Source organism: Microvirga sp. RSM25 (genome assembly GCF_044784385.1).
In the GTDB taxonomy this organism is placed as follows: Bacteria; Pseudomonadota; Alphaproteobacteria; order Rhizobiales; family Beijerinckiaceae; genus Microvirga; species Microvirga tunisiensis.
The window spans coordinates 5,033,901-5,046,599 of sequence record NZ_CP173039.1; the positions used below are offsets into that span (position 1 = coordinate 5,033,901).

Below are 12,699 nucleotides of genomic sequence, written 5' to 3' on the forward strand. Positions count from 1 at the left end.
GGTTCATGCTGGTCCTACTCACGATGCTTCTGTCCATCCCTACTCTGGCTGGTGAGGGTGTCGTCACCATCGCGGTCGTCACGCAGGAGCGCGATCCCGTCAAGCCGATCTCTCCGCTCGATCAGGAGATCCGGGACGAGGGCGTTGCAGGCGCACGCCTGGGGATCGCCGACAATACGACCACGGGTCGGTTCACAGGGCAGGGTTTCAGGCTCGTCGAGCGCGTTGTGATGAAGGACGGCCAGCCGGAGGACGTCATCCGTAAACTGGTCAACGAGGGGATCAGGCTTGTCGTCTCCGATCTCGATGCGCCGCTTCTTTCGGCTGCTGCTTCTGCTCCGGAAGCGCGTGAGATTCTGCTTCTCAATACCCGCGCACCGGATGACGCGCTTCGCAATGGGTCCTGCCGCGTCAACGTGCTCCACACCATCCCGAGCCGGGCCATGCTGGCTGATGCCCTCGCCCAGTATCTGATGACGAAGCGCTGGCGGCGTTGGTTTCTCGTGATCGGCAGCACGCCCGGCGATAAACTGCAGGCTGAGGCCTTCCGTCACGCAGCCTCGCGCTTTGGGGCCGAGGTCGCCGTCGAAAAGGAATGGACCTTCAAGCCTGGTCATGGGCGCACGGATACGGGACATGTGACGCTGCAAACCGAAATTCCGACTTTGACCCAGGCTGCGGATCATGACGTGCTCGTCGTTGCGGATGAGATGAACGAGTTCGGCGAGTACCTTTCCTATCGCACGGCACGGCCTCGTCCGGTGGCTGGCACCCATGGGCTCGTCGCCACAGGCTGGAGCGCCGTGTCCGAGCAATGGGGCGCAACGCAGCTTCAGTCCCGGTTCGAGAAATCTTATGGCCGCAGGATGACTGCTGTCGATTACGCCGCCTGGGCAGCGGTCCGCGCCATCGGCGAGGCCGCCATCCGGTCCCGCAGCAGCGCTCCAGTCGAGATCATGACTTATCTGCGCAGTCCTGATTTCATTCTCTCAGGCTTCAAAGGACAGGGGCAGAGCTTCCGTGCCTGGGACGGGCAGATGCGCCAGCCGATCCTCATTGCGGGGCCACGGCTCCTCGTGTCGGTTTCCCCGCAGGCAGGCTATCTGCATCGCGGATCGGAACTCGATACCTTGGGGACGGACCGGGAGGAGAGCCGATGCAAATTCTAATTCTGGTTTTGCTTGGATTGGGTCTTAGCCTGCAGGCTGCTTTCGCTGAAACGGTGTATGTTTCAAACGAGCAGGACAACACAGTGTCTGTCATCGATGGAGCCACCCTGAGGCATGTCGGTACGATCCCTGTCGGTCGGCGGCCGCGGGGCATCGGACTGAGTGCCGACAAGCAAAAGCTATATGTGGCGCTCGGCGACGATAACCGCATCGATGTGGTGGATCTGAAGACCGGAAAGGTGGAGGGATCATTGCCCTCCGGCGAGGACCCGGAGCTCTTCGTGCTGCATCCGGACGGCCGCCGGCTGTTCGTGGCTAATGAGAACGACAACCTCGTCTCCGTTCTGGATATCCCGGAGCGGCGCATCGTCAATGAAGTGGAGGTCGGCGTCGAGCCCGAGGGACTGGGGGCAAGCCCGGACGGGCGCTTCGTCGTCAATACGTCGGAGACGACGAGCATGCTCCACGTAATCGATGCCCAGACACTCGAACTCGTCGACAACGTGCTCGTTGGCACGCGCCCGCGCGTAGCGCAGGTCTCGGCGGACAGCCGTCAGATCTGGGTTTCGTCCGAACTGCGCGGGACAGTAGAGGTGTTCGATGCCGAGACGCGTGAGCCCCTGGCCAAGATCGGTTTTGACGTGCCTGGTGTTCCGCGTGAGCTCATCCAGGCGGTCGGAATTCAGCTGGGGTCCGACGGCTCTCGAGCCTATGTGGCGTTAGGCCCCGCGAATCGGGTTGCCGAGGTCGATGCAAAAACTTTCAAAGTGCTGCATACCTACCTCGTCGGTCAGCGGGTCTGGCACATCGCGCTCTCACCGGATGAGAGGCGCCTCTACACGGCCAATGGCAATTCGAGCGATGTCTCGGTCATCGATCTCGAAAATAGCGAGGTAGTGAAGACCATTGGCGTCGGCCGCTCACCTTGGGGACTCGTCGTAGCGCCATGACAGCCCTTGCTATCGAGAACTTGAGCCACGGCTTCGGTGCTCGTCGAGCCCTGACCGATGTGAATCTGTCGGTCAAGCCCGGCTCCTTCGCGGTTCTCCTGGGTCCCAATGGCGCGGGCAAGACGACCCTTATCTCGTTGGCAACGGGGCTCTACAGCGCGCAGCAGGGCGACATCCACATCTTTGGCCGCTCGATCCGCCGTAATCCGCTGCCGGCACTTGCGAGCCTTGGCGTGGTTTTCCAAATGCCGACCTTGGATCTGGATCTCACCGTCGATCAGAACATGACCTATCATGGCGCTCTGCACGGGCTCTCGCGCCGGGAAGCGCGGGAGCGTGCGTTTGAGGAGCTGGAACGGTTCGGCGTCAATGATCGCCAAGACGATAAGGTGCGATCTCTCTCGGGCGGCCTGCGTCGACGTGTGGAGATCGCGCGGGCGCTGCTGCATCGGCCCAAGCTCCTGATTGTCGATGAGGCTACCGCCGGTCTTGATGTTGCCGGCCGCCAACTGCTCCTGACACACGTGCGCTCCCTCTGCCTTCATGGTTTGAGCGTGCTCTGGGCCACCCATATGCTCGGCGAGGTTGAGCCTTCCGATCAGCTCATCATTTTGCATCAGGGGAAAGTTCGCTGGGAAGGCGAGGCGAGTGGTCTCGCACCGGATGGAATACTCGAATCTACCTTTCTGCAGATCACGGGCCGATCGGCATGAAGATGCGCTACGCCTTACGCGCATTGATCGGGATCATGCGCCGGGAGATGTTGCGCTTCATCGGACAGCGCGGGCGATTTGCGGCGGCCATCGTGCGACCGCTCGTCTGGCTTGGGATCTTCGCCGTGGGTTTTCGGTCAGTGCTCGGGCTCTCGATCATCCCGCCGTACCAGACCTACATTCTGTATGAGGTCTATATCGTCCCTGGACTGGCTGGAATGATGCTGCTGTTCCACGGCATGCAAAGCTCGCTCTCCATGGTCTACGATCGGGAGATGGGGTCTATGCGGGTGCTCCTGACGGCACCATTGCCGCGCTGGTGGCTGCTCGGTGCCCGCTTGCTTGCCAATACCGTAACGGTACTGCCCATGGTCTATCTGTTTCTTCTGTTTGCCCGCTTCTGGGAGGTCCGGCCCCCGGCTCTCGGCTATCTAACAGTGCTGCCGGCACTCGGCATCGCCGGGCTTATGCTGGCGGCCTTCGGCCTCGCCCTCTCATCCATGATCCGTCAACTTGAGAATTTCGCAGGCGTGATGAATTTCGTCATCTTTCCGCTCTTCTTCGCCTCGACGGCGCTCTACCCCCCTCTGGCGCTTGGAGGAGGTGAGTCCAACACTTGCTGCGGTGGCTTGGCTCAACCCTTTCTCCCATGCAGTCGAGCTGATCCGCTTCGCACTCTACCTCCAGTTCGAACCGATAGCGCTCGTTGTTTGTGTCCTGGCCTTGGTTATCTTTTTCGGTCTTGCAATCTGGGGCTACGATCCAGGTCGTGGCTTCTGGGCGCGTCGGGTCGCCGAATGATCTTGAGCATACCTCGCGGAACACCGGCCTCGCCTTCCAGTTGCCTCCATGGCACAAACCTCGCTGGTGATCGACGATGACAGAGCCACCCGCCAACTCGTTACGAAAAGATATGCGCATTTTTCGGGACCCAGGTTTCCTGGTTACCCTTCTCCTGATCGGCCTTCTGGCCGCGGTGGGCGCCTACATTCTCGTTCGCGCCTCCAACGATTATGGCATTCCCCTACAGGAGTATTGGCGGTGACAGGCTGAGGCTTTCGGTCTGGTTCCCTAAGGTCAGGATCACATTTTCGGGAACATAGCAAAAGCTGAACGGTTAGAGTCGAGCCGCTGCTGATGCGGTGCGTCCAAGTGTTCCGGAGAACCTATCTTGGGTGGAGCTCGTCTTGCCCTCGTTCTGGCCATTTCGCTGATCTTTCAGCCTAGTTCCCCGATTCTGGCCCAATCGGCGCCGCCTCAGCCTTCTGCGCCGTCCTTTGCCTCGGCACCCGAGGATGGGCAATGGATGGTTCCACAGAAGAATTTCGCTTCCACGCGCTACAGCAATCTGTCTGAGATCAACGTCGAGACTGTCAAAAACCTTCAGGTGGCTTTCACTTTCTCGACCGGGGTCAACAAAGGACAAGAATCTGCGCCGCTCGTCATCGGCGGCACGATGTACGTGCTCTCTCCCTATCCCAACATCCTCTATGCTCTCGACCTGACACAGCCCGGCGCTCCAATGAAGTGGCAGTACAATCCGAAGCCGGCCGCGGCCGCGCAGGGTGTGGCCTGCTGCGACGTGGTCAACCGTGGTCCCACCTTTGCCAATGGTCGGATTTTCTTCACGACGCTGGATGCCCATGTGGTGGCGGTGGATGCGGAGACGGGGGAGGAGGTCTGGAAGACGAAGCTAGGTGACATCAACCGGGGCGAGACCATGACAATGGCACCCTTAGTCGCGAAAGATAAGGTGTTCGTCGGCATCTCGGGTGGCGAGTACGGAGTGAGGGGCTGGATCCAGGCTCTCGACATCAATTCCGGGCAGAGCGTCTGGAAGGCATACAACACCGGCCCGGACCAGGATGTGAAGATCGGTCCGAACTTCAAGCCATTCTACGACAGTGACAAGGGCAAGGATCTCGGCGTGACCACGTGGCCGGCGGATGCCTGGCAGCAGGGCGGGGGAACGGTTTGGGGGTGGCTATCATACGATCCAGATCTCAACCTTCTCTATCACGGGACCGGTAATCCAGGTCCTTGGAACCCCAACCAGCGCCCCGGCGACAACAAGTGGACCGCCGGCATCTTCGCCCGAGACGCCGATACGGGCGAGGCCCGATGGTTCTACCAGACAGCCCCGCACGATCTTCATGACTGGGATAACATCAACGAGTTGATCCTGCTCGACATGGATTGGGAGGGTAAGCCCCGCAAGGTGCTCGTCCACCCGGGAAGGACAGGCTTCCTCTATGTCATCGACCGGGCAACAGGAGAGGTACTGTCCGCAAAGCCGTTCCATGCCTTGACCGCCGTAACGGGTGTCGACCTCAAGTCGGGGCGCATCCAGTACAATTCCGAGAAGGAGCCGGTGAACAACCGCGTGGTGCGCGACATCTGTCCGACCGCGCCCGGCGCGAAGGACTGGAACCCGAGCGCTTTCTCCCACAAAACCGGTCTCCTCTACATCCCCCACATGAACATGTGCATGGATTGGGAGAGCGTCGAGCCGAACTACATCGCCGGCACGCCTTACGTGGGCGCCGAAGTCCGCATGTATCCCGGCCCCGGTGGCCACATGGGCGAGTTCACCGCCTGGGACCTCAGGGAAGGCAAGGAACTCTGGACCATCAATGAGCGCTTTCCGCTCTGGAGCGGCGCTCTCGCAACCGCAGGTGATGTCGTCTTCTACGGCACCATGGATGGCTGGTTTAAAGCCGTTCACGCCCGGTCGGGCGAGGTGCTCTGGCAGTTCAAGCTCGATTCCGGGATCATCGGCCAGCCGACCACCTATCGCGGGCCGGATGGCAAGCAATACGTCGCCATTCTCTCCGGCGTCGGCGGCTGGGCTGGGGCCATCGTCTCCAACGATCTCGACCCTCGCGATGGCTCGGCGGCCAAGGGGTTCGTCAATGCCATGCGGGAGCTCAAGAACGTCACCACCAAGGGAGGAACGCTCTATGTGTTCAAGCTTCCTTAGGGGGGCGGCTTTTGCCGGTCTGCTGGTGATCGCCAGCGGCATTCAGGCGCGCGAGCTTCGCGTCTGCGCCGATCCCAACAACCTGCCGTTCTCCAACGAAGCGGGCGAGGGGTTCGAGAACAAGATCGTCTCCTTGGTTGCACAAGAACTCAATGCGGAGATTCGCTACACTTGGTGGGCGCAGCGCCGGGGCTTCCTTCGCAACACGCTCAAGGCTGAGACCTGCGATTTGGTGACGGGCCTTCCTGCCAATCTCGAAGGCGTGCGTACGACCACGCCCTATTACCGCTCGTCGTATGTCTTTGTGACTCGGACCGACGGACCCGACGTTCAATCCTTCAACGATCCGGTTCTCCATCAGGTGAAGATTGGCATTCACCTCATCGGCGACGATGGCTCGAACACGCCTCCCGCCCATGCGCTGTCCCGCCGTGGCATCATCGATAACGTGCGCGGGTTCATGATTTATGGAGACTACAACGATCCCAACCCCCCAGCGCGAATTATCGAGGCGTTAGGAAAAGGCGAGATCGATGTGGCCATCGTCTGGGGGCCTCTTGGCGGCTATTTCGCAGAGCGCGAGGGCGTTCCGCTCAAAGTGACGCCCGTGCGGCCGATCTTCGATGGCCCGCAGCTTCCTATGATCTTCGATATATCCATGGCTGTGAGGAAGGAGAATGAGACGTTGCGCCAGGAGGTCAATGCGGCGCTTGCCCGGCGGCGGCCGGAAGTGGATGCGATCCTTGCAGCTTATGGGGTTCCGCGTCTTGACACCGGCCTGAAACAGGCGGGGCGCGTACCATGAGATGGCTCCTGATCCTGTCCCTCGCTGCTTTCAGCCTCGCCGCCTGCGAGAGGGAGGATCGTGAATACCGCTCCAATCCGGTCACAGCCGAGACGAACGAAAAGATTGCGCTCTCGCCTCTGTCCGCCGGGCCTGGCAGCCCGAGCGAACAACGATCGGGGCTGGGTCAGCAATACGAGGAGAACGCCTATCACATCTCTCAGGGTCAGCGGCTCTACACGTGGTTCAACTGCAACGGCTGCCATGCCAATGGGGGCGGCGATTCCGGGCCCGCGCTCATGGATGATCGCTGGATCTATGGCGGTCAGATCGAGAACATCGTGCAGACGATCCGTGAGGGCCGGCCGAACGGCATGCCGTCGTTCCGGGGTAAGATCCCCGACGATCAGATCTGGCAGATTGCGGCATATATCCGCTCGATGGGGCGCAATGTGCCGAAGCCGGCAGCTCTGAGCCGCAGGGATGACATGAGTTCTGTCCCGGCCGAGCAACGCAGGCCCCCGGGCGAAGTGATCGACGGAGGGCAGATTCCACCTTCCGCTCAGATGCCGCAGTGAGGCGGGCATGAGAAGGGTCGGCCCATTCGCACTGTTCGCCGCTCTGCCTCTCGGAGGCTGTCAGGGCTGGCAATCGGCACTCGACGCACATGGGCCGTCGGCGCGCTCGCTTGCCGACATGTTCTGGATCTTCGTCGCCGTTCTGGCTACGGTCTGGGTCCTGACCATGATCACTCTCCTCCTCGCACTGCGCAGGAGGCGCCCCGCCGACACGGATCCGCTGGCGACGGATCCCCAAACCGAACGGCGGATGACCATCACGATCTCCGTTGCCATCGGTCTGACGCTTGTGACGGTCGTTTCCCTGACGGGCCTAAGCTATGCGGCTCAGAAGGTACTGTTCGCCCACAAGGGCGGAGCGTTGACGCTGCTGGTCACCGGGCAGCAATGGTGGTGGGAGGTCACCTACGAAGACCCCCAGCCGAACCGCGTCTTCACCACGGCCAACGAAATCCACATTCCGGTCGGCGAGCCGGTGCTGATCAAGCTTGAATCATCCGATGTGATCCACTCTTTCTGGGTCCCGAGCCTCACCGGAAAGATGGACGCGATCACCGGGCGTCAAAACCTAATTCAGATTCAGGCGGATCGTCCTGGCGTGTATCGCGGACAATGTGCGGAATATTGCGGTCTTCAGCATGCCCATATGGGTTTGCTCGTGATTGCGGAGAGCAAAGAGGATTTCGAGCGCTGGCGGGAACACCAAATCTCTTCTGCCATTCCGCCCAACGATGACGAGCGTCAGCGCGGCATGGAGATCCTTCTCTCCAAGCCCTGCGTCATGTGCCACCAGATCCGCGGCACGGATGCCGGCGGCAAGGTTGCTCCGGACCTCACTCATGTGGGAAGCCGGCGGTACATCGGGGCCGGGACCCTGGAGACGACGCGGGGAAACATCGCGGCCTGGATCGTCGATCCTCATGGCATCAAGCCCGGGGTGAACATGCCGACGATCCAGCTCGAACCGGATGAGGTTCAGCCTCTCGCAACTTATCTGGAGGGGTTGAAGTGACTCGGGCGATCACATCCCACGACCTCGATGCCGTTCCTGAAGTCTCGCGTCTCGCAACAGGGGAGCGTGGTGGTGTCCCGGGCATCCAGAGCGAAGCGGATGCGCCTCCGAGCCCCGACGAGTTGCGCGACGATCAGGTGGACGGTCCTGAACTGACGGCTCGTCTGGCCAAGACCTGGGGCACGGACAAGGGTCTCATCGGCACCTTATCTACTGTGGATCATAAGATCATCGGTCGTCGCTTCATCGTCACGGCCATCATCTTCCTGTTCCTGGGCGGTCTGTCCGCCGTTGCCATGCGCATGCAGTTGGCCCTGCCCGAGAATAGGTTGATCGGGCCGGATCTCTACAACCAGCTCTTCACCATGCATGGCACCACGATGATGTTTCTCTTCGGCGTGCCGATCGGCGAAGCCTTCGCTGTCTATCTCGTGCCGCTCATGGTGGGCACCCGCAACATCGCCTTCCCACGCCTGAATGCCTACTCGTATTACGTCTATCTCTTCGGCGGCCTCATGATCTGGGTCGCCTTCATGCTCAACATCGGGCCCGATGTCGGTTGGTTCGCCTATGTTCCGCTCTCTGGTCCGGAATTCTCGCCGGGCAAGCGAGCGGATTTCTGGGCGCAGATGATCACCTTCACGGAAGTGTCGGGCATCGCGGTGGCGATCTCCATCATCGTGACGGTCTTCAAGCTGCGCGCGCCGGGCATGACGCTGGATCGCATTCCGCTCTTCGTCTGGGCGGAACTCGTCAATTCCTTCGTCATCATCTTCGCATTGCCTGCGGTGGTCACCGCTTCCGCCGCGCTGATGATGGACCGTCTCGTCGGCACGCATTTCTTCAACCCAGCGGAAGGGGGCGACGCGCTGCTCTACCAGCACCTGTTCTGGTTCTTCGGTCATCCGGAGGTCTACATCATCTTTCTGCCGGCCACAGGCTGGGTATCGGCCATCGTGGTCACCTTCGCCCGCCGTCAGGCCTTCGGCTACATCGCCCTCGTGCTGTCGCTCATCGCAACCGGGTTCCTGTCCTTCGGCCTATGGGTGCATCACATGTTCACCACCGGCCTGCCGCAACTCGGCGCCAGCTTCTTCACGGCCTCGAGCATGTTGATCGCCATCCCGAACGGCATTCAGATCTTCTGCTGGATCGCAACTCTGTGGGATGGCAGGCCGGTGTTCCGCACGCCACTTCTCTTCATCATCGGCTTCTTCTTCATCTTCGTGGCCGGCGGATTGTCGGGGATCATGCTTGCCTCCGTGCCGCTCGATACCCAGGTCCACGACACCTTCTTCGTGGTCGCCCATTTTCACTATGTGCTGATCGGCGGCAACGTGTTTCCGCTGATCGCTGCAGTGTACTATTGGTTCCCGAAATTCACCGGTCGCATGATGAGCGAGCGGCTGGGCAAATGGCATTTCTGGCTTGCCTTTATCGGATTCAACGTCACCTTCTTCCCCATGCACATCACGGGACTGATGGGCATGCCGCGTCGGGTCTATACTTATCTGCCGGAGATGGGCTGGGCGAACCTGAACCTCGTCTCGTCCATCGGCGCCGTCCTGTTTTTCGGAAGCTTCGTCCTCTTTCTCTACAACATCGTGTCCAGTGCCAGTCGGGGTCCTTTGGCCGGCGCCAACCCCTGGGATGCCGGGACGCTCGAATGGGCGGCAGCGTCGCCGCCCATGCCGCAGAACTTCGACCGCATTCCCGTCGTGACGAACCGCGAGCCGCTCTGGGCCAACCGCGACAGCCTGCCCGTTGTGGCAGGATTGAGCGTCGAAAACCGGGAACAGATCGTCTCGACGATCACGCATGGGCGGGCGGATCTGAGGGAATCGTCGCCCGAGCCTTCGATCTGGCCCTTCGTGGCGGCGATTGCGACGGCGATCCTCTTCGTCGGCTCCATGTTCACCCCTTGGGCGTTGGTGTGGGGCAGCATCCCGCTTGCGGTGGCTCTCATGGGCTGGTTCTGGCCGAAGCCAAGCACGGAGGACGAGAGATGACCCTAGGCTCTCACTCTAGCAGCAACATGCTGCCGCATCGGGTCGTGCTGAACGCCAGGCACATGCCGGGCTATGCGTTTGGCTCACGCAGCCCGATTTGGTGGGGAACGGTGGGGTTCGCCGCAGCCGAAGGCATGGGCTTTGCCCTTGCTGTGGGCATGTATTTCTATCTCGTCTTCATCAATGGAAACTGGCCGCTGAGCGCGCCGCCGCCTGATCTCCTCTGGTCGAGCATCTTTACCGTTCTCCTGCTCGGCAGCATCTGGCCGAACCAGCGCACCAAGAGGGATGGGGAGCGGGAGGACCTTGCGCGAACCCGACGCAATCTCGTGCTCATGAGCCTGATCGGCGTGGCCCTGCTGGGTATCCGCGTGTTCGAGTTCGGCACGCTTCACGTGCGCTGGGACCAGAATGCTTACGGGTCCGTGGTTTGGCTCCTTCTCGGCCTGCACACACTGCACCTTCTCACAGATCTGGGTGACACCATCGTTCTCACAGTGCTGATGTTCACCCGCCACGGTCATGGCAAGCGCTTTTCGGACGTGGGTGACAACGCGTTCTACTGGTATTTCGTCGTCGCCTCATGGCTGCCGATCTATGTGGTCATCTATTGGTTCCCAAGGTGGTGGTGAGATCATGGCGGCATGGCTCTCCCGAGGCGTTCCATCCGCAGGCATCTATGCCGGACCGGTGGCATGGATCATCGACACGCAGTTCAATTATGCTGCAGTGCCGTGGGTCTGCGCCCATCAGGTGCCGCTCATCCCCATCTTCGCCCTCGCCATGGCGGCCCTGAGTCTCTTTGGCGGCTTCCTGTCGTGGCGCGGCTATGCCAGTGCGGCACCGACACCGATGCCTGACTCCACCGGGGCAGGCCGCCCACACCGCTTCATGTCTCTCATGGGAATCGCCATCGCACTTCTGTTTACAGTCATCATCCTGCTCCACGGTGCAGCCGGGCTCGTCTTTCATGGGTGCGAGCGATGAGAGCGGCCGCCGTCCTGCTGCTGCTTGTGTGGGCCGGCGAGGCGCAAGCCCATGCAGGCCATGTGCATTGGACCGATACAAGCACCACCTGGACTTGGAACCCATGGGTCACCGTTCCTCTCGCGGTTTCGGGCTCGCTGTACATGATCGGCACGGCGCAGCTCTGGAGCCGCGCCGGCTTCGGACGGGGCGTCAGGATATGGCAGGCTCTGTGCTTCGCCTCCGGCTGGCTCCTGCTTGTCGTCGCGCTCGTTACGCCGCTCCACTGGCTGGGCGAGCGCCTCTTCGTTGCTCATATGATCGAGCATGAGATCCTCATGACGGCCGCGGCACCGCTCCTCATCGTGGGCCGCCCGGTGGCTATGCTCTTGGGCATTCCCAGGGCGCGTCCGCTCCCGCATTGGCGGATGGGGGCAATCGCCTTGGATCGCAAGAGCATGGCTTTGGCTCACCACCCCTCTGACCGCCACCATGCTCCATGCGGTGGCACTCTGGATCTGGCATGCTCCAGGCCTTTACGAGGCGGCTCTGGCTGATCCCTGGATCCACTGGCTGCAGCATCTCAGTTTCTTCGTGACGGCTCTTCTGTTCTGGCGTGCGCTCCTCATGGGACGAGAGCGTACCTATGGAGCGTCGGTGTTCTACCTGTTCATTACCTCGCTCCATACGGGCTTCCTCGGCATCCTGCTCGCATTCTTCCGCAAGCCGATCTATCCGATACAGACCTCCCAGGCTGCGGAGTGGGGGCTCACCCCGCTTGAGGATCAGCAACTTGCCGGCCTCTTCATGTGGATTCCTGCCGGGATGGTCTACGCCGGAGCGGCTCTGATCCTGGCCGGCTTGTGGATTGCCCGTTCGGGGCCTCGGCAACAGAGAGGAAGGCACGCCCATGCCGCGCGCTAGGGCCCTGCTACCATTGGCAGCCACTCTGGCCATCGGAGCGGCAGGGCTCCTTCTTGGCTTCCAGCGCACAAGCTCCGCATCTCGCTCCAGACCAGGACAACGTGCCCTCTTCAACCCTGAGGATCACCTGCAGGGCATGCGCATTACCGGGCCAACCCGCTTCCGTTCTCGCTCTGTCCATCTGGTTCTCATTCTGCTTCTGCTGATCGGCGCAGGCATCTATGCGGGATATCAGGTGAAGTTCGACCAGGATGCCCGCATCCGCGCGACGGCTCTCACCATGGGCGACCCGGACCTCGGGCGTCGCCTTGCGCAGCGCTATGGCTGCGCCGGCTGCCATCACATCCCCGGTGTTCCCGGAGCTCAAGGCATGGTGGGGCCAAGCCTCCAGGGATTTGCGGCTCGGGTCTATATCGGCGGCGTTGCCACCAACTCACCGGATACTCTCATCCAATGGATCGAGAACCCACGCTCCATCGATCCCAAGACAGCCATGCCCGTGACTGGCATCCCCCGAGCCGAGGCGAGGCATGTCGCGGCCTATCTCTACACGTTGCGCTGACCAAGTCGCTGTAAGCAAATGACATGGGCGCTTCTGCAGGCAAGTTCGGTTT

Annotated in this window: 12 protein-coding genes and 2 pseudogenes; all 14 read left to right on the plus strand. The window is 61.2% G+C overall.

The annotated features are described in order from the left end of the window. The first annotated feature begins 5 nt into the window (after positions 1–5). Positions 6–1,169: an ABC transporter substrate-binding protein gene (locus ACD578_RS23890; protein ID WP_404289120.1), complete on the plus strand. Its 1,164-nt coding sequence runs from the start codon at positions 6–8 to the stop codon at positions 1,167–1,169. Continuing rightward, on the plus strand, positions 1,157–2,119 hold the full coding sequence (locus ACD578_RS23895; RefSeq protein ID WP_404289122.1) for a PQQ-dependent catabolism-associated beta-propeller protein: 963 nt from the start codon (positions 1,157–1,159) through the stop codon (positions 2,117–2,119). The genes ACD578_RS23890 and ACD578_RS23895 overlap by 13 nt, the downstream gene beginning before the upstream one ends. After that, positions 2,116–2,832, plus strand: a complete 717-nt coding sequence (locus tag ACD578_RS23900; protein ID WP_404289124.1) for an ABC transporter ATP-binding protein — start codon at positions 2,116–2,118, stop codon at positions 2,830–2,832. The genes ACD578_RS23895 and ACD578_RS23900 overlap by 4 nt, the downstream gene beginning before the upstream one ends. Then, positions 2,829–3,633: pseudogene (locus ACD578_RS23905) on the plus strand (ABC transporter permease). Before ACD578_RS23900 ends, ACD578_RS23905 begins: the two are co-directional and overlap by 4 nt. 112 nt (positions 3,634–3,745) lie before the next feature. Beyond that, positions 3,746–3,877, plus strand: a complete 132-nt coding sequence (locus ACD578_RS23910) for a hypothetical protein (RefSeq protein ID WP_404289126.1) — start codon at positions 3,746–3,748, stop codon at positions 3,875–3,877. Positions 3,878–4,003: 126 nt separating this feature from the next. Next, entirely contained in the window at positions 4,004–5,812 is a 1,809-nt protein-coding gene (locus tag ACD578_RS23915) for a methanol/ethanol family PQQ-dependent dehydrogenase (protein ID WP_404289128.1), read from the plus strand. Further along, positions 5,793–6,617: a substrate-binding domain-containing protein gene (locus ACD578_RS23920; protein WP_404289130.1), complete on the plus strand. Its 825-nt coding sequence runs from the start codon at positions 5,793–5,795 to the stop codon at positions 6,615–6,617. Before ACD578_RS23915 ends, ACD578_RS23920 begins: the two co-directional genes overlap by 20 nt. After that, entirely contained in the window at positions 6,614–7,174 is a 561-nt protein-coding gene (locus ACD578_RS23925; protein ID WP_404289132.1) for a c-type cytochrome, read from the plus strand. The genes ACD578_RS23920 and ACD578_RS23925 overlap by 4 nt, the downstream gene beginning before the upstream one ends. A gap of 7 nt (positions 7,175–7,181) precedes the next feature. Beyond that, positions 7,182–8,186 carry a cytochrome c oxidase subunit II gene (gene coxB, locus ACD578_RS23930; protein ID WP_404289134.1) on the plus strand — a complete coding sequence of 335 codons (1,005 nt, stop codon included), beginning with the start codon at positions 7,182–7,184 and terminating at the stop codon, positions 8,184–8,186. 83 nt (positions 8,187–8,269) lie between these two features. Next, on the plus strand, positions 8,270–10,195 hold the full coding sequence (gene ctaD / locus ACD578_RS23935) for a cytochrome c oxidase subunit I (RefSeq protein ID WP_404294013.1): 1,926 nt from the start codon (positions 8,270–8,272) through the stop codon (positions 10,193–10,195). Beyond that, a complete protein-coding gene (locus ACD578_RS23940; RefSeq protein ID WP_404289136.1) occupies positions 10,192–10,827 on the plus strand; it encodes a heme-copper oxidase subunit III in 636 nt (211 codons plus the stop codon). Before ctaD ends, ACD578_RS23940 begins: the two co-directional genes overlap by 4 nt. A 4-nt stretch (positions 10,828–10,831) precedes the next feature. Further along, a complete protein-coding gene (locus tag ACD578_RS23945) occupies positions 10,832–11,182 on the plus strand; it encodes a hypothetical protein (protein WP_404289138.1) in 351 nt (116 codons plus the stop codon). Between the two features lie 143 nt (positions 11,183–11,325). Then, positions 11,326–12,085 (plus strand): annotated as a pseudogene (locus tag ACD578_RS23950) (cytochrome c oxidase assembly protein). Continuing rightward, positions 12,072–12,647 carry a c-type cytochrome gene (locus ACD578_RS23955; RefSeq protein ID WP_404289140.1) on the plus strand — a complete coding sequence of 192 codons (576 nt, stop codon included), beginning with the start codon at positions 12,072–12,074 and terminating at the stop codon, positions 12,645–12,647. Before ACD578_RS23950 ends, ACD578_RS23955 begins: the two are co-directional and overlap by 14 nt. Positions 12,648–12,699 lie beyond the last annotated feature (52 nt).